The organism is Methylobacterium sp. 190mf (genome assembly GCF_900107945.1).
GTDB lineage: Bacteria > Pseudomonadota > Alphaproteobacteria > Rhizobiales > Beijerinckiaceae > Methylobacterium.
In genome coordinates, this window is sequence record NZ_FNVI01000008.1 from 180521 (window position 1) to 197916 (window position 17396).

Consider the following 17396-nt stretch of genomic DNA (forward strand, 5'->3'; position numbering starts at 1 on the left):
CGGACCGGAGGGCTCGCTCAGGACGCCCCGTCGCGCGGACATCGCACCGGCCGAGCCGGGCGTCGAGCCCGTCCCCGGAATCGCGACGCACCGCGCGTCGCGGACGGTCCGATCAGGCCGCGTGTGACGGCCGGAAGCGCTGAGGTCCCCTGAGCCGCTGTCGAGGAGCGCCCGGGCGGAAGATCCACGGGCTCACGGCCGGGAAAGACACCGCGGATCCTTGCCCGGCCTCTTTCCGAGGATGCCGGGCCGTCCTGTTCGGGTGCCACGACGCGTCGTGGCGATCATCACTTCGGCGGTCGCGGATGGCTATCGACACGATTGAACACACGCTGCGCGCGATGGGAAACGCGGCGCGAGGCCTGGCCGCGGTCGGTGCGGCCCTGCGATTGCGGCAAGACGCGAAGGAAGGCGCGCGGGAAGGCGCGAGGGCGGTCGATCCCGAGGTGGCGCGCCGACTGCGCGATGTGGTCGCCGCCGTCATCCCGGGCGGCCTCGGTGAGCTCGAACCCGAGCAGGTGTCCGCGCTCCTGGCATCCGTCACCCACGCGCTCGAGGAGGCGCGGGATCTGCTGGATCACCCGGAGCGGCCGCCGGTCTGGCAGGTTCGCGATCCCGCGATGTTGCAGGCTCAAGGCCAGGCGTCGCGCAGCGTCGTGCGGCGCCTGGCGGCCTTGTCGACCGAGCGCCCGTCGCTCGCGGCCGCACTCACCGGGCGCTTCCTGGATGTCGGCACCGGCGTGGGCGGCATCGCGCTGGAGGCCGCGGCACGCTGGCCCTCGCTGCGGGTCGTCGGCCTGGACATCTGGGAGCCGGCCCTGGCCTTGGCGCGCGCGAACGTGGCGGCGAGCCCCTTTCACGGCCGTATCGAACTCCGTCTGCAGGATGTGACGCGGTTCGACGATTCGGCAGGCTACTCGCTGACGTGGCTTCCGGCACCCTTCCTCTCCCGGGACGCGGCCCGAGCAGCGCTCGATCGGCTCACGGCTGCGCTCGAGCCGCGGGGGTATCTGGTGGTCGGACTCTACGCTCCGCCGGCGGATCCCACGGCCGCCGCGCTCGCTGCCCTGCGGCTGGCCCGCAGCGGCGGACATCTGTGGGAAGGCGCGGCCATGGAGGCTGAACTTCGCGCACGCGCCTTCACCGCGGTCGAGACTTTCGCGGGCCAGCCGGTCACGCTCGTGATGGGGCAGCGCGCGTAGAGCGATCGCACGCGCGCGGCCAACGGCGCGGGCCGCCTGCCCGCCGCGGCGTCCGAGTTCGCGGTCGTCCCGACCGGTCGAGGTTCGGTCGAAGCCCGCACCCGAGCCCCCGCGAGGGATCCCGCGTCGAGCCCCGCGTCCGGGCTTCTGTGACCGGGATCACAGCGACCGGCCATCGGTCGGCGGCAGAGTGCCTTCACCCCAACAGGGAGACGCACGATGAAGATGATCTCGACGAAGATGTTGATGGTGGCGGGTCTCGCGGCCGCGACATTGGCCGGTGGTGCCGCCAGTGCCGACGCCCGCGGGTTTGGCCGTGGCGGTTTCGGACACGGAGGCTTCGGCCATCACGGAGGCTTCGGCCATCGCGGGTTCGGGCACGGAGGCTTCAGGCACGGCGGGTTCGGTCACCATCGCCATTTCTACCACCGTGGATTCCGTCGGCGCTTCGGCGGGTTCAGCTGGGGCTATCCCGCGAACAGCTCCTTCCTCGGCCCGAACTTCGGCGACTGCCGCGCGATCTACAATCCTGTCTTCTTCGGCCATGAGCGCGTGTGCGGCTAGCTGAGCGACCATCTTCGACGGATCGCGTTTCCGTCACGCGATCGGCCGCCGCTGCACGCGCGGCGGCGGCCGGCTGACCGACTCCATCCCGCAACCCCTCGCTCCGACGACGGGATCCGTGACGGCGACCCCAGCCCCATCCGTCCCGGGGATGCCGCCCGACTCTCGTGATCCGAGCCGCATCGGCCGCGGATCGAGCGACAGCTCGTAGCGGCCGCGAATTCGGACCTCACGTGCCGCCCTCGCTTGAGGGCGGCACGTGGGCGTGGTGAGGGTTGTCTCACCGAGGATGGTATCGGTGACGCGATCCGGGCGCGTCACGGCGCCCTGGCGCTGCGCCGAGGAGCAGGGCGATGGCGGTGGGGACATCGATGGGTGCAGGTCAGGAACGCGAACCGGCGACACGCCGCGCGGCCCCGGATTTCTACGACAGCCTGCCCCGGTTCACCGCCTTCTCCAGCCTCATGGATCCAGGCCTCTACCGGCCCCTGCCCGCGGATTGGTGGCTCGGCGTGGCCGATGTCGTCGGTTCTCGGCAGCAGATCGGGCTTGGCCGCTACAAGGCGGTGAATGCGGCCGGCGCAGCCATCATCACGGCGGTCTCCAACGCACTCGGCCGGCGCGAATTCCCCTTCGTCTTCGGCGGCGACGGGGCCAGTTTCGCCGTCGCCCCGGACAACGCGGACGCCGCGAGAGACGCGCTGGCGGCGACGGCCAGCTGGGTCCGCGAGGCGCTGCAACTGGAGCTGCGCACCGCTCTCGTGCCGGTCTCGGCCGTGCGCGATCGCGCGCTCGACGTGCGCGTGGCGCGCTACGCGCCCAGCGCCCACGTTTCCTATGCCATGTTCAGCGGAGGTGGGCTGCCCTGGGCAGAGGCGGCCATGAAGGCCGGCGACCACGCTATCGCACCGGCCGAGGCCGGCACCCAGCCCGACCTGACCGGCCTCTCCTGCCGCTGGCAGGAGATCCGTCCCCGGCACGAGCTGATGCTCTCGCTCATGCTCGTGCCCCAGCACAGCGGCGACGCGCCGGCCTTCCGGCAACTCGTGCAGGAGCTCCTGCAGAGGCTCGAGATCAGCGCCGAGGTCGCGCGCCCGATGCAGGACGCGGGACCGGAGATGCGCGGACCGTGGGCGGGACTGGACCTCGAACTGCGCGCGATGCCGGGCTCTCGCAGGAGCCGCTTCTGGGCCAAGTTCCGCCTCGCGGCGCGATCGATACCGGAATACCTGATCTACCGCACAGGCGCGCGGGTCGGCGCGTTCGATCCCGCCGTTCTGCGGCGCGAGATCGTGGGCAACACAGATTTCCGCAAGTACGATGACGCGCTGCGGATGACGCTGGATTGCACCCGCGCCTTCGCCGATCGACTCGAGGCGGAGCTCGCCGGCGCGGAGGCGCAGGGGATCTGCCATTTCGGCCTGCAGCGCCAATCGGCTGCGCAGTTGACCTGCATCAGCCCTCCGGTCCCCGGCAGCGGGCACATGCATTTCATCGACGGTGCCGGTGGCGGCTATGCCGCGGCGGCCGCGAATCTGAAGGGTCGCGCGGCCGATGGCGGTGCCTCGGCTCAGACCCGCCCGTGACGCGGCTCGGGACCGTGCCCGCTGCGGGACGGGGCGTGGGCGCGCGATGACGGGATCGGCAGGGCCGTTACCGGCCCGGGATCCCCGCCGGGTGGCCGGGATGGGCCCTGTGCCGGATGTCCGCTCCGAGGCGGCGCGGCCGGCTCTGCGCCCGGGACGAAGCCGGATCGACGGCCCGCGCGATCGTCCGTGTCGAGCCAGCCGCGGTAATGCACCACCAGCCCCACGCGTGGCAGGACGATCGAGACGTCGAAGCGGAACAACCCCGCCTCCTCCCACTCGCGGGCGGCGGTACGGGGTGCGAGCGCCAGCGGCAGGGGCAGCCGCGCAACGGACCAGCCGCGCAGCACCATGCGCAGGCCGCCGCCCTCGGGCGCGAGGTCGAACCTGAAGCGGAGCGGGCCGAACCGCTCCACGACGCAGCCGCGCTCTTCGGAGAACGCGCTCGTGAACCGGCGACCGGAGAACGCGCGCGTCCAGCGCTCCACCCCGCGCGTCTCGCTGAAGCCGACGTGGAGATCGTGCGCGCCCGCGACCGGCAATCCGAGGAGCGCCGCGAGGCCGCGCGCGACAGGGTGGCGGCCCCGTCGCACGACGGCGCGGCCGTGCGCCCCCGCCTCGCGCAGCACGCCGTGCAGGGCCGCGACGCGCGGCGCGAGTTCGGCGAAGCGCGGACCCAGGACGCGCGCGTAGAGCGCATCGGCCTGTCCCGACTCCCGCACGTCGTGGCGGATCGACAGGCGCGCGAAGCTCGGCTCGAAATCGGACAGGTCGAGCGCGGTCCCGGCGTCGCGCGCCCCGGGCGCGATCGCACCGTCCAGGATCCGCTCGGCCAGGATCGCCGCCGGCAGCACCGGGATCTCCGGGCCATGACCGTCGGCCGCCAGGAGGGTCCAGCGCCGTTCGACGCGGCGCCCTGCGGCGGTGCCGAACATCCGGACGACCATGCCGGACCGATCCGAGCCCCAGCGCGCGGTCAGCCGCTGCGCCAGGAGAAGCCCGCGCGCGAGCCCCTGCAGGGAGGGGATCCAGCCCCAGCGCACCGGCCAGCTCGCGCACCAGAGGCCGATCGTCTGCACCGCGAGTTCGGTCCCGGCCCTGAAGCTGACCGCCGGCCGGCCGGGAAGCCGATCGGGCAGGAGGTCGAGGTCCGGGACGTCCGCCAGGGCCAGCCAGCGGCGGCCGAGGGACGCGCCGTCGGACAGGGCGAAGCGCTCGCGCCGCAACGCCTGCCAGCCAACAGCCGCCGACCAGCGCTGTCCGCGCCAGAGCCGGATCGGCCGGCCCACGTAGCTCAGGATGGCCGCGGCGACCGACGTCCCGGCGGTCGCGCGGTTCGAGGCGCTGATCGCGATCTCCACGGCGGTGACCGCCTCCATCCCCTGCGCCAAGTGCCGGGCGACGGCACCGGACAGGGCGGGGACGCTCGATGCACCGGAGAGGATCGCGACGCCGGCCGCGCGTGCGGCGGCGTCGAGCTGGCCGATGCCGGTCACGAACGCCCGGCCGTCCGCGAGATCGAGGTACGGGATCGCCGCGGCGATACAGGCCCGGGGCAGAGCGTAGCCGCTGCCCTGGAAGGGGCCGGCCGCATCGATCACGAGGTCGGGACGGACGCGTTCCAGCAGCGGCGCGACGGCACCGTTGCGGTCGGCCTGAAGGGGACGGCACGGAGGATTGGCCGCGCAGAACGCCTCGGCCCGCGCCAGGCGGCGGCCGGCGACGACCACGTCGTGACCGGCCTCCGCGAGCCGCCGCGACAGGCGAGCCCCGAAGCCGCCGTACCCGCCGAAGACCAGGATCGTGCTCACGCCGCCTCTCCCTGCCCCGCCGGCTCGGCGTCCTGGAAGACCGCTTCCTGGTGGATCAGCCGCCCGAACCAGGGGTGGGCGATGTCGAGGATGAAGCGGAAGGCGCCCGGCGTCGCGTCACCGCCGGCATCGGCGTGGGTGACGGTGAGCGCGCCGGGGGTGAGCCAGCCCGGCAGGTGCAGGCGGCGCCCCAGGCAGGCGACGAAGTAGCGGTGGCTGCGAAACGTCAGCGCCCCGTCCTCGACCGCCACCGTGAGGCTCATGCCGACGCCGGCGCCGACATGCTCCTCCAGGCCGGTGGGACCGGCGAAGCGCTTGGCCGAGTGGATCACCTGCGGGAAGCCGGAGGCGCGGGCGTACAGCCGCGTCCAGACCTGACCGCCGCCATCCGGGTCCTCGGTGACGGTGACGACGCCGGCGCGGCCGGTCTGGCGTTCCAGAGGCAGCGGGCCGCCGACCAGCCGCGTCGCCTGCGCGACGAGCCAGCCGAAGCGGCTGACATCCATCGCGACGACGTGGCCGACATAGACCGCGCTCGCTCCCTGCGCGAGCCGCTTCCCGAAGCGGCGGCGCACGGCCGGCGACAGGCTCGCCCATGCGCGTTCCGGGATCAGGGCCCGGAAGCGCAGGTCCAGAAGGTCGCCCGGCTCGGTGAGCGACCGGGCGGGGGAGAACGCGCGGGACGGCCCCGCATCGGCTCGACGGACATGTCCCATCGCGGTCACCTGGGCCCCTCGATCGGTTCGGCTCCCTGAAGACGACCCTCGGATCGTCACTCAGCCTTGGCCGGCAGGAACTTCACGATCCGGCCGCCCAGCCGGATGAGCTTGGCCAGCGTGCCCCGGGGCACGTTGAGCATCTGGCCGTACCAGCGCTCCATCGACTCGGTGAAGTCGAGCATCGCGCGCAGGCGCCGCTTGGCGACCGCCCCGAGCGCCGGGTCCGCGTCCGCTTCGGCGACGCAGGCGCGCAAGGCCGCGATGGCGGGATCGATCTCGCGCTCCTTGCGGCCGGCGGCGATGCGCGTGACCATCTCCCAGAGGTCGGTCTCGGCGGCGAAGTGGTCGCGGCGCTCGCCCATCACGGGCACGCGGCGGATCAGGTTCCAGCCGAGCAGCTCGCGCAGGGAATTCGAGACGTTCGACCGCGCGATGCCGAGCATGCCGGCGATGTCCTCGGCGGCGAGAGGGCGCTCGGAGAGGTAGAGGAGCGCGTGGATCTGCGCGACCGAGCGGTTGACGCCCCACTGGCCGCCCAGATCGCCCCAGTGCAGCACGAAGCGCTCGACCGCGGCCGGCAGGGGACTCGGTATGTCTGTTATTTCTGTCATGACAGAAATAACAGACCAGAACGAACACGCTGTCAAGCGGCCGGGATCGCGGGCTGTCGACGCTCGGCCGGGTCCCGGTCGCGCCGCCAGGGCGGGACCGGGCATCCCGTCCCGCGCCTGACCGGGAACGGCGCCCGCGTCAGGCGCGGGGGCGCCTCGCCCCGCTCCGGCGCCGCGTGAGGCACCTCCATCGGGGCGGGCCGGAACCGCCCCGGTCTCCAGTCCCGGCGCGGGCGGCTACTGGCCGTGCCGCTTCAGCCACGCCTCCATGTCGGAGATCTCCTTCTCCTGATCGTCGATGATCTTCTGCGCCATCGCCTTGGTGGCCGGATCCTTGGCGTGCGTCAGCGCGACCTTGGCCATGGCGACCGCGCCCCTGTGGTGCGGGATCATGTGCCTGCGGAAGTCGACGTCGGCATCGCCGGTATAGGGGACGTCCATGTCCTTCATCATCGCCGTGTCAGCGGCCTTGAACGCCTTGGTCGAGGCGTCGTCCTTCGGGTTCGGCTTCATCGAGCCCATGTCCTTGCCGGACATGGAGCCGTGGTCGTGCATGCCCTGCGCCAGGGCCGCCCCGGCCAGCCCGGTCGACAGCAGGGCGGCGGCGAGAAGGGTGCGGAGGTGCGTCATGGATCGTTCTCTCCCGGTGGGGTCAGTTGAACTTGCCGCTGGCGGTCGCGCCGTCCGGGCCGGTGAGCTGCACCGCGCCCTTGGGGCTCGCGCCGAGCGCGGTCGCGGCCTTGCCGGTCATGCGGTTGCCGTCGGCGGGCTCGAGCGGCACGCGGGTCGGCTTGCCGCCGACGACGAGGATGGCGGTGCCCTTGAAACCGGCGGCCGGGACCGGCTTCTGGCCCTCGTCGGACAGGAACACGTCGACGGCCTCGCCCTTGGCGACGAGCTCGACGTGGAACCTGCCGGCATCCGTCACACGGCCACCGTGCTGGCCGGCGGTCTCGTGGGCGCAGACGGCGGACGCGGCGAGGAGGGCGGCGATCAGGGCCAGTCTCGGTAGGATCATCCCGGTTCTCCTGGGTTGTGCGGGTCAGTCGGGTTGTGCGGGTCAGTCGGGTTGTGCGGGTCAGTAGGCCTCGGCCGGGCGCGGGCGCGCGCCGTCCGGGGATGGGTGGGCCGGCGTGTCGGCGTGGAGGGCGCGCAGCCGCTCCAGGGGCGCGCGGCCGAAGCGCAGGAACAGGACGGGGGTCAGGACGGTGTCGAGCAGCGTCGCGCTGACGAGGCCGCCGAAGATCGTCACCGCCACCGGGTGCAGGATCTCCTTGCCCGGGCTCGCCGGGTCGTAGAGCAGCGGCACCAGCGCGACGCCGGCGGCGAGCGCCGTCATCAGCACCGGGGTGAGCCGCTCCAGGCTGCCGCGCACCACGAGGTCGGGCCCGAACGGCACGCCCTCGTGCAGCGACAGGTTCAGGTAGTGGCTGATCTTCAGGATGCCGTTGCGCGCCGTGATGCCGGTCAGCGTGATGAAGCCGATCATCGACGCCACCGACAGCGGCTGCCCGGCCAGCCACAGGGCGACCACCGAGCCGATCAGCGCCAGGGGCACGTTGCCCATGATGATCAGGGCGAGCGCCGCCGACCTGTAGCGGCTGAACAGGATGGCGAAGACGAGCGCCAAGGACACCGCGGAGAGCACCGCGATGGTCCGGCTGGCCTCCTCCTGCGCCTGGAAGGTCCCCTCCAGGCTGGTGAAGAAGCCCGGTGGCAGCGGCTCCTTCGCCACCGCCTCGCGGATGGCCGCCACGACGGTGGCCATGTCGCGCCCGCCGTCGGTGTTGGCCTGCACCACGATGCGGCGCCGGGCGTTCTCGCGCAGGATCTGGTTCGGCCCGTCCGTCTCGCGGATGTCGGCCACCTGGCGCGCCGGCACCCAGCCCGAGGGCGTCTCCAGAAGGAGGTCGCCCAGGCCCGCGGTGGTCCGGCGGTCCTCGGACAGGCGCAGCACCACGTCGAAGCGGCGCACGCCGTCGACCACCGTCGAGACCACGCGCCCGTTCGAGAGGCGGCTGATCTGCTCGACCACGGCCGCGGGCTGCACCCCGTAGAGGGCCGCCCGCGTGTAGTCGACGCGGACCTCGAGCTGCGGGATGCGGACCTGGCGCTCCACCTGCAGGTCGGCGAGGCCGGGGATCGCCGCCATCCGGTCGCGCAGGGCATTCGCGACCCGCCGCAGGGCGTCGAGATCCTCCCCGTACACCTTGAGCGCGATCTCGGCGCGCACGCCCGAGAGCATGTGGTCGAGCCGGTGCGAGATCGGCTGGGCGACGTTGACGGCGACCGGCAGGGCCGCGAGGCGCCCGCGGATATCGGCGACCAGCGCCTCCTTCGGGCGCTCGGCACCCGCGTCGAGGGCCACCTCGATCTCGGAGGCATGGACGCCCTCGGCGTGCTCGTCGAGTTCGGCCCGCCCGGTCCGGCGGCCCACCGTCCTCACGCCCGGGATGTCGAGCAGCAGCTTCTCGGCGATCAGCCCGACCCGGTTGCTCTCGGCGAGCGAGATGCCCGGGTTGAAGGTCATGTTGACCGTGAACGAGCCCTCGTTGAACGGCGGCAGGAAGGCCCGCGGCAGGGTCCAGGCCGCGACGCCGGCGGCGACCACCGCGACCGCGACCGTGCCGACGAGCAGGCCCTGGTGCCGGAACGCGACCCGCAGCAGGGCGGCGTTGCCGCGTTTGAGCCGCTTCAGGAGTCGGCTGTCGTGCTCCTCCAGCGTCTTCAGGCCGGGCAGCAGCAGGGACGCCAGCACCGGGGTCAGGGTGATGGAGGTGAGCAGGCTCGCCAGGATGGAGATGATGTAGGCCTCGCCCAGCGGGGCGAAGAGGCGACCCTCGATGCCCGAAAGGGCGAAGAGCGGCACGAACACCAGGATGATGATGAGCGTCGCGTAGACGATGCCCGAGCGAACCTCGTTCGAGGCCTCCACCACCACCTGGAGCACGCCTCTCGGGTTGCCCGCCCGCCGGTTGTCGCCGAGCCGTCGGTAGATGTTCTCCACGTCCACCACCGCGTCGTCGACGAGCTCGCCGATGGCGATGGCCAGCCCCCCGAGCGTCATCGTGTTGATGGACAGCCCGAACAGGTGGAACACCGCCGCGGTCGTCAGCACCGAGACCGGGATGGCCAGCAGCGAGATGGCCGTCGTCCGCACGTTCAGCAGGAAGGCCAACAGCACCACCGCCACCACCAGCACGGCCTCGACGAGGACGCGCGCGACGTTGCGGATCGAGGTCTCGATGAAGTCGGCTTGGCGGAACAGGACTCGGTCGGCCCTGATGCCGGACGGCAGGGTCGGGCCCATCTCCTTCAGGGCGGTCTCGATGCTGCGGGTGAGCCGCACCGTGTCGACGTCCGGCTGCTTCTCGACCGAGACGATGACCGCGGGCCTCGCCATGTAGCCGGCGTCGCCGCGCTTGACCTTCGCGGCGAAGGAGACCTCGGCGACCTGCCTCAGGTGGACGGGCGCGTCGTTGACCGTCGCGACCACCAGGCTGCGCAGGTCGTCGAGGCTCATGGTCCGGCCGATGTTCCGGATCAGGTACTCGCGCGCGTTCTGGTCGGTGAAGCCGCCGCCGGCGTTGGTGCCGAACCGGGCGAGCGCCGCCTCGAGCTGCGCGTTCGTGACGGCGAGCGCGCGCATGGCGGCCGGGTTCGGGCTGACCCGGAACTGGCGCACCTCGCCGCCGATGGGGATGACCTGCGCGACGCCCGGGATGGTCAGCAGCCGCGGCCGGATCGTGAAGTCGGCGACCTCGCGCACCTGCATGGGGGTCGCGGTGTCGCCCGTGACCGCCACCAGCAGGATCTGGCCCATGATCGAGGAGATCGGGCCCATGACCGGGGTCACGCTCCGGGGCAGTTGGTCCTGCACCAGGGCGAGGCGCTCCGCGACCTGCTGCCGGTTCCGGTAGATGTCCGTGCCCCAGTCGAACTCGACGTAGGTGATGGACAATCCCACGCCGGAGACCGAGCGCACCCGGGTAACGCCCGGCAGACCGTTCATCCGGGTCTCGATGGGGTAGGTGACGAGCTGCTCGACCTCCTGGGGCGCGTAGCCCTCGGCCTCCGTCATGATGGTGACGGTGGGCTTGTTGAGGTCGGGGAAGACGTCGACGGGCAGCTTGGTGGCGGTGAAGGCGCCGTAGAGCACGAGCACCGCGGCGAGCGCGAGGACGAGCAGGCGGTTGCGGACCGATTGTCCGACGAGGACGGTGAACATCGGCGGATTCCTCAGCGGACCTGGTCGAGGAGTTCGGCGCCCTGCGTCACGACCCGCTTGCCGGGCCCGACCCCCTCCGCCACCAGCACCCGGCCGCCGTCGAGGGGCTCGACGCGGACCGGCCGCGCCTCGAAGCGCTCGGCGGTGGTGTGCTCGTAGACGACGTCCTGCCCGTTCCCCGCGCGCACGACCGCCGCGCGCGGCAGCGCCAGCCCGGCCTGCTCGGTGTCGGTCCCGGCGAGCACGGTGACGAACTGCCCGACCCGCAGGCCCGAGGCGTCGCCCTGGACGGCGAACTGCACCGGGATGGCCTGGTTGCGGTCGGCGAGGCCCGAACCCTGGTAGGCGAGCTTGAGGGTCCGGCCGTCGGCGAGCCGTGCCGTGGCGTCCTGCGCCGCCGCGAGGGCGTCGAAGCTCAGAGCCTCGACCCAGAGGCGGCTCGGATCGACGACCTGGAACACCATCTGCCCGGGTGTGGCCATCTGACCGGCCACCGCCGCGGCCTGCGCGACGACGCCGTCGACCGGCGCGACGAGCGGTTCCGGCTCACGCCTGATCCTGTCGAGGGCCGTCCGTCGGTCCTGCAGGCCCTTGAGCTCGGCCAGGGCGTCGTCGAGCTGGGTCTGGGCCACGGCGCCGGTCAGGGCGAGCCGCCTGTAGCGGTCGACCCGGCGCTCGACGATGGAGATCTGCTGGTCGAGATCCCCTTGCGTCTGGCGCATGTCGGAGACGTCGACCGCCTGGATCGGCGGTGTGACCGTGGCCAGGATCTCGCCCTTGCGCACCCGCGTGCCGAGGCGCGGGAACAGTCCCGAGGGCGGAGGCGACAGGCGACCGCCGACCGAGGACTGCACGACGCCGCTGGCGTTCGGGTCCGGGATGATGCGGCCGGGCAGCTCGACCGAGCGGTGGAAGCTGCCCCGCTCGGTCACCGTCGTGCGCAGGGCGAGCAGGCGCTGGGTGGGCTTCGGAACGAAGACGGATCCGTCGGGCAGGCGCTGCGCGAGGTCCGACGCGGACGGCGCGGCCGGGCGCGTCCCGGTCAGCGCGGCCCCCCGCACGGGGGCTTCGCGGTCGTCGTCGCCGTGCGCGAAGGCGGCGGTACCCAGAACGAGGGTGATGCCGACGGCGATCAGCGCCGCCGTCGGGACGCCGCGGCGGCCCCGCGCGAGGGCGGTGACGAGGACGCCGAGCAGGAAGGCGACCGCGCCGACCAGGATCGGGTCCCCGGCGCCGAGGCGCTGGCGGACGCCGCGGGCGACCTCCGAGACGCGCGCGAGCGCCGCCCGTGCCGCGGCCGGCTCGGCGGGAATTGCGGCGCCGGCATCGGCCGGCACGGTCACCGTGACCGGCAGCACGTCGACCGCATCGCCGGCGGTGACCGTCGCGACGAGGTCGTGCCGGCCGGCCCTCGACAGCCACGGAGCCGGCAACGTGTAGCCGCCCCCGGGCGTGGCGCTGGCGGTCCTCGGGCCCTCGGGGGTCTCGACCTCGATCATCGCGCCGGTCACCGGCTCGTTCGTCCGGAAGCGGTCGAGGAACAGGGTCAAGGCGCCGTCGCGCGGGATGGCGACCAGCTCGAAGGCGTCGGAGAAGGCCTCGCCGCGCGGGGCGATGGTCTTCGAGACGGGGGGCGGGGCGGCGCCGTGATCGTGGCCCTCGTGGGCGCGGGCGGGCCCCGCCGGGACGGCGGCGAGCAGCGCCACCGCGCCGAGGGCGGCGGCAAGACGGGTCGACATGGAAACGGTATCCTCGCGATGGGGATGCCGGGCGCGGCCACGGGCGGGCGCACCTCGGGCGTCGCGCGCCTCGGGCGCGCCTCATCTCACGCGCGGGTTCGTGGGGGCTCGGGCAGGGCCTCGGGGCCGCGGCCGGTGCGGCCGGCGACGTCGCCCGGGACCAGCGTGACGGCGCCGAACAGGTCCGGCGACAGGCCAGGGGGCCCCCCGAGGACGCCGGTGGCGCAGCAGGCCATCGTCCCGCAACAGCGGGTCTCGCGGCCCGGACGACAGCACCCGTCCTCGGTCGGCTCGACGCGCGCCGCCGCGACGGTGGCGCGGGCGACCTTGGACCATGCCGGCGCCGCCGACCGGGCGGCGGGCGTCACCGGTACGGACGCGGCGACCGGGGCGACCGCCCTCGGCTGCGCCGCGGCCGCGCGGTGGCCGTGGTGGGCATGGCCCTCGTGGGCCTGGGCGGCGGACGGCGCGACGTAGGCGATGATCGCGAGGATCATCGCCGCCATCAGGCGCAGGATCTGCCGGTCCGGGCTCATGGGTACGGGATTACACCGGTTCTGGCGGCGGGACCATGTCCGCGGCCGGGACGTGGACGCCGACGTGAGATTCCGGTCGCTGCGGCGCCACCTCGGGCCGCCGCGAGCAGGGGCTCGGCGGGCAAGAAGGCCGCGGTGGCGCGCTTCGTCGCCAGGTCGACCTCTATGTCGACCTCGATCCGGGCGCCGGGCGCGACGGCTTGCACGGCGCGGGTCACGGACCCGGCGCAGCCGCCGCGCCCCGTCTTCCCGACCTCGAATCGGACCATGCGGCTCTCCTTCCGACGGCGTCCGGACGAGATGGGGGTTCCCACCGTTGGAAGGTCAAGGCCCGAGGTTTGCCCAGCTTCGCGCCCATCGAAGACCGAGACTCGTCCGGTGCCATCCCGCCCGGCCGGGATGGTATCCTGCGCCGGTCGTCCCACGCCCGGCCTCGCCGGCCTCGAGCGGAGCGGATCAGTCCCGCGAACGCCCCTGGCCCGCTCCGCCTGTTCGCGAGGACGTGACGGACGCGCTCCCGGCACGGCCGCCTGCGAACCGCGGAAACCGGTTGGGTCATCCTGGTGCGCCTGCTGGTAGGCCGGGTGGTAAGCTTGGTATTAGGCTCGGCGGTGTTCTTCCCGGACGGCATCCGGACGCTGCTCGACCCCGAGGTGCCCGGTGCCGGTCGTTGGACGCCAGCCACGCCCGCCCCTTCGCGACACGCCCGGACCCAGGCCGCCCATGACCGACGCCTCATCGTCCGCTGAGCCCGGGCGGCCCGAGTCCGCGTCCGCACGCGCGCCCGGTTCCGTGGGAGAGGTCTTCCGCGCCTTCCTCAAGCTCGGATTGACCGCGTTCGGCGGCCCCATCGCGCACCTGGGCTACTTCCGCGACGAGCTGGTCACCCGGCGCCGATGGCTGGACGAGCGCGGCTATGCCGACCTGGTGGCGCTGTGTCAGTTCCTGCCCGGGCCCGCCTCCAGCCAGGTCGGGTTCTCGCTCGGCGTGCTCCGCGGCGGCGGCCTCCTGGGCGGGCTCGCCGCCTGGGCGGGGTTCACGCTGCCCTCGGCCCTGCTGCTCCTGGCCTTCGCCTACGGCGCCGCGGCCCTGTCGGGTCCGGTCGCCGACGGCGTGATCCACGGTCTCAAGCTCGTCGCCGTGGCGGTCGTCGCGCAGGCGGTCTGGGGAATGGCCCGCTCCCTGGCACCGGACCGGCCGCGCGCCGGCATCGCGGTCGCGGCCCTGTTCCTCACGGTGTTCGTCGCGGGCTCGGTCGGGCAGCTCGGCGCCATCGCCCTCGGTGCCCTCGCCGGGCTCGTCCTCTGCCGGGCGGCACCGCAGGCGCAGGCGGGGCACCTCGCGGTCCCAGTGTCCCGGCGGGCCGGCGCCGCGGCGCTGGTCGCCTTCGCCCTGCTCCTCGTCGTGCCCCATCTGCTCGTCGCCGGCCTGCCATCCCAGGGCCTGGCGCTGTTCGACGCCTTCTACCGCTCCGGCTCCCTGGTGTTCGGCGGCGGCCACGTGGTGCTGCCGCTGCTGCAGGCCGAGGTGGTCGCGCCGGGCTGGGTCGGCCCCGGCACCTTCCTCGCCGGGTACGGCGCCGCCCAGGCCGTGCCCGGCCCGCTGTTCACGTTCGCGGCCTACCTCGGCGCGGTCGCGGGGCCGTCGCCTCACGGCGTGGTCGGCGCGGCCATCGCGTTGGTCGCGATCTTCCTGCCGGGCGTGCTCCTGGTCTACGGCACGCTGCCCTACTGGGACGCGTTCCGGACGCGTCCGCTGGCCCAGGCTGCGATGCGCGGGACCAACGCGGCGGTGGTCGGAATCCTCGGTTCCGCGCTCTACGATCCCGTCTGGAGCAGCGCGGTCGGCAACCCGCGCGATTTCGCCGTGGCCGTGCTGGCGTTCGTGCTGCTGACGGTCGGTCGGGTGGCGCCGTGGATCGTCGTCGCGCTCACGGCCCTGGGCGGTGTCGCCCTCGCCTCGCTCTGACCGGAGCCGCCCTGACCCGATCGACCCGGCCGACCTGAACCCGACCGACTTGGACCCGACCGACCTGGACCCGACCGACTTGGACCCGTCCTGGCCGGTGCGAGCGGGAGGATCGGCTTCGACCGAGGGAGCCGGACATGCGGCGCGGTCGGAAGACGAGCGCGGAGCAGGCGGTGCTGACGCTGCGCCGGATCGCGGTGCGGAACGGAACTGCCCCGTCCCCGTCGCGGAGCTTCGCTTCGGCTGCGCGCCCAGACCGGCGGCATCGCCGGCGGCAGCGGCAGCGGCCCCGGCCGCGACGGGCGGGCCCTGTGGGCCTGGAATGCGTCACAGGGCCCGCCACCTTCGAGGCGCCTCGGCTACGGCTTGTTGGCGGGAGCCGGGTTCGTCGTCGTGGCCGGAGGCGCAGGGTTCGCCGGCGCCGTGCCGGCGGGAGGCGGAGGCGGCGGGGGGGTCTCGGCCTTCTTCTCGTCCTTGCAGGCCGTGAGCGCGAGCAAGCCGACGAGCGGCAGCAGATAGCGAATTCGCATGAGCGTTCCTCCTGTCTGGGCGATGTAGGCCATGAGGAACGTCACCCGGCCGCTGTTCGATCCAGCGCGCCGCGAGCCCGGCCCCTCGGACGATGCCGATTCATCGCGGGTCGCGGCGAGGCACGGCCACCGGCCCGATCCCGCGGGCCGGCAGGTCGGAACGACGCGGAGCGGACATCGCGAGAGCCGGCCTCGGGTCGGGAACAGGCGCGCCGGCAACGTCCGCGACCCTGGATCACCGCGCGGAGGCGGACCGTCGCGAGACCACCCGCATGCGTCACGCGCGCCGCCTCCGGTCGCAGCGGCATCCGGCGGCACGCCGCCTCACCGCTTTCGGCTATACTGCGCCGTGAAGCGCGTGCGGCGGCCTCCGGTGGCGAGGATCCGGACGGCCTCGCGTCGATGTCGCTCCTGCCCGCCGCCCCATCCTGGAAGCGCTGCCGATGCCGAATCGAGTCCAGTCGGCCTTCCGCGCGGCCGCCGAGTTCGGCGTCGGCCTGGTGGCGGCCTGCAACCGGCTGCGGCTGCCCAGGGCGGCGAATCCCTTCGTCGTCGGTGTCCACGCGCCGATGCGCGCGGAGCTGACGCTGGAGAACCTGCCGGTCACCGGGACGATCCCGCCCGGCCTCGACGGCCTCTATCTCAAGATGGGGGCGAACCCCGTCCGCGCGGCGACGCGGGGCCACGACTGGTTCCTCGGCGACGGCATGGTGCACGGTCTCGCGCTCGAGGGCGGCAGGGCGCTGTGGTATCGCAACCGCTGGATCGGCTCGCGCACGGCCGCCGCGGCGCTCGAGCGGCCCGCGGCGCCCGGGCCGCGGCGGGGCGGCAACGACACCGTCAACACCAACGTCGTCGCGATCGGCGACCGGATCTTCGCGGTGGTGGAGGCCGGCAGCTTCCCGGTCGAACTCTCGCCCACCCTGGAGGCTCAGCGCTACAACCCGTTCGACGGGACGCTGGCCGGCTCCTTCAGCGGGCACCCGCACCGCGACCCGCTGACCGGCGAGACGCACGCCGTCGCGTATGACGGCCGCGTCTGGGACAGCGTGCGCCACGTCGTCCTCGCCCCGAGCGGGCGGGTCGTGCGCGATGTGCCGGTCGCGGTCGCGCACGGCCCCTGCATCCACGATTGCGCGATCACGGCGCGCTTCGTGATCGTGCTGGACCTGCCGGTCACGTTCTCGTTCCGGGCCCTGCTCGCCGGGTACCGCTTCCCGTTCCGCTGGAACCCCGGCCACGGGGCCCGTGTCGGCCTCCTCCCGCGTCAGGGCGACGGCGCCGACATCGTCTGGTGCGCCGTCGAGCCCTGCTTCGTGTTCCACACCGCCAACGCCTACGACGACGCGGACGGGCGGGTGATCCTCGATGTCGTCGCCTACGGGACGGTGTTCGCCTCGGCCGGGGGCGGGCTCGACGCGCCGGGCCGGCTCGAGCGCTGGATCATCGACCCGTCGACGGGTCGGGTCGAGCGGCGCGTGATCGACGCGGCGGCGCAGGAATTCCCCCGCATCGATGAGTGGCGCCTCGGGCAGCGCCACCGCTACGTCTACACGGTCAGCGTGCCGGCCGACGGCAACACGCAGCTCGCCGGTGCGACGCAGCTCTACAAGCACGACCTCGAGACGGGCGCGCGCCACGTGCACGACTTCGGTCTCGGTCACGTCCCGGGGGAGTTCGTCTTCGTGCCGGCGCGGACCGGGGCCGATGAGGACGAGGGCTGGCTCGTCGGGCTCGTGATCGACACCGCCGGCGACGTGACCGACTTCACCGTCCTCGACGCGCGGGCGTTCGACGCCCCTCCCCTCGCCCGGATCCGCCTCGGGCACCGGATCCCCCCGGGCTTCCACGGCAACTGGTTCCCGGCGCGCGGGCCGGCCTGAGAGACCGGGTGCGGGCCCG

Annotated in this window: 14 protein-coding genes; 5 read left to right on the top strand and 9 right to left on the bottom strand. The window is 73.4% G+C overall.

Translation table 11 applies throughout. The annotated features are described in order from the left end of the window. Positions 1-305 precede the first annotated feature (305 nt). The 3 genes from C4T42_RS11870 (at position 306) to C4T42_RS11880 (ending at position 3352) form a co-directional block, all read left to right on the top strand. Positions 306-1202: a class I SAM-dependent methyltransferase gene (locus tag C4T42_RS11870; RefSeq protein WP_043712993.1), complete on the top strand. Its 897-nt coding sequence runs from the start codon at positions 306-308 to the stop codon at positions 1200-1202. 219 nt (positions 1203-1421) lie between these two features. Continuing rightward, positions 1422-1766 carry a hypothetical protein gene (locus tag C4T42_RS11875; RefSeq protein WP_020094863.1) on the top strand — a complete coding sequence of 115 codons (345 nt, stop codon included), beginning with the start codon at positions 1422-1424 and terminating at the stop codon, positions 1764-1766. Between the two features lie 353 nt (positions 1767-2119). Further along, positions 2120-3352 (top strand): DUF3095 domain-containing protein, encoded by a 1233-nt coding sequence (locus C4T42_RS11880; RefSeq protein ID WP_020094864.1) that lies wholly within the window; start codon positions 2120-2122, stop codon positions 3350-3352. On the opposite strand, the gene C4T42_RS11885 is transcribed toward C4T42_RS11880, so the two are convergent. From C4T42_RS11885 to C4T42_RS11920, 8 genes are all read right to left on the bottom strand, one after another. Continuing rightward, positions 3337-5163 (bottom strand): SDR family oxidoreductase, encoded by a 1827-nt coding sequence (locus C4T42_RS11885; protein WP_020094865.1) that lies wholly within the window; start codon positions 5161-5163, stop codon positions 3337-3339. The two genes, C4T42_RS11880 and C4T42_RS11885, sit on opposite strands and share 16 nt — an antisense overlap. Next, positions 5160-5879 (bottom strand): DUF4166 domain-containing protein, encoded by a 720-nt coding sequence (locus tag C4T42_RS11890; protein WP_083916192.1) that lies wholly within the window; start codon positions 5877-5879, stop codon positions 5160-5162. Before C4T42_RS11890 ends, C4T42_RS11885 begins: the two co-directional genes overlap by 4 nt. Positions 5880-5935: 56 nt before the next feature. Then, on the bottom strand, positions 5936-6493 hold the full coding sequence (locus tag C4T42_RS11895) for a MarR family transcriptional regulator (RefSeq protein ID WP_026605207.1): 558 nt from the start codon (positions 6491-6493) through the stop codon (positions 5936-5938). Between the two features lie 237 nt (positions 6494-6730). Next, positions 6731-7123: a DUF305 domain-containing protein gene (locus C4T42_RS11900; RefSeq protein ID WP_020094868.1), complete on the bottom strand. Its 393-nt coding sequence runs from the start codon at positions 7121-7123 to the stop codon at positions 6731-6733. 22 nt (positions 7124-7145) lie between these two features. After that, positions 7146-7511, bottom strand: coding sequence for a hypothetical protein (locus tag C4T42_RS11905; protein WP_020094869.1), 366 nt, complete (start codon positions 7509-7511; stop codon positions 7146-7148). A gap of 60 nt (positions 7512-7571) precedes the next feature. Further along, positions 7572-10721 (bottom strand): efflux RND transporter permease subunit, encoded by a 3150-nt coding sequence (locus C4T42_RS11910; RefSeq protein WP_103985129.1) that lies wholly within the window; start codon positions 10719-10721, stop codon positions 7572-7574. Positions 10722-10732: 11 nt separating this feature from the next. Next, positions 10733-12460, bottom strand: a complete 1728-nt coding sequence (locus C4T42_RS11915) for an efflux RND transporter periplasmic adaptor subunit (RefSeq protein WP_103985130.1) — start codon at positions 12458-12460, stop codon at positions 10733-10735. 86 nt (positions 12461-12546) lie between these two features. After that, positions 12547-12996 carry a hypothetical protein gene (locus C4T42_RS11920; RefSeq protein ID WP_020094872.1) on the bottom strand — a complete coding sequence of 150 codons (450 nt, stop codon included), beginning with the start codon at positions 12994-12996 and terminating at the stop codon, positions 12547-12549. A 792-nt stretch (positions 12997-13788) separates the two neighbouring features. Between C4T42_RS11920 and chrA the strand changes: the two genes are divergently transcribed. Beyond that, positions 13789-14964, top strand: a complete 1176-nt coding sequence (gene chrA, locus C4T42_RS11930) for a chromate efflux transporter (protein ID WP_020094873.1) — start codon at positions 13789-13791, stop codon at positions 14962-14964. Positions 14965-15323: 359 nt separating this feature from the next. On the opposite strand, the gene C4T42_RS31480 is transcribed toward chrA, so the two are convergent. Next, the gene (locus tag C4T42_RS31480) at positions 15324-15527 is read right to left on the bottom strand and encodes a hypothetical protein (protein ID WP_128083351.1); all 204 of its coding nucleotides are present in this window, start codon (positions 15525-15527) and stop codon (positions 15324-15326) included. Between the two features lie 410 nt (positions 15528-15937). Between C4T42_RS31480 and C4T42_RS11935 the strand changes: the two genes are divergently transcribed. After that, positions 15938-17377: a carotenoid oxygenase family protein gene (locus C4T42_RS11935; protein ID WP_103985131.1), complete on the top strand. Its 1440-nt coding sequence runs from the start codon at positions 15938-15940 to the stop codon at positions 17375-17377. Positions 17378-17396 lie beyond the last annotated feature (19 nt).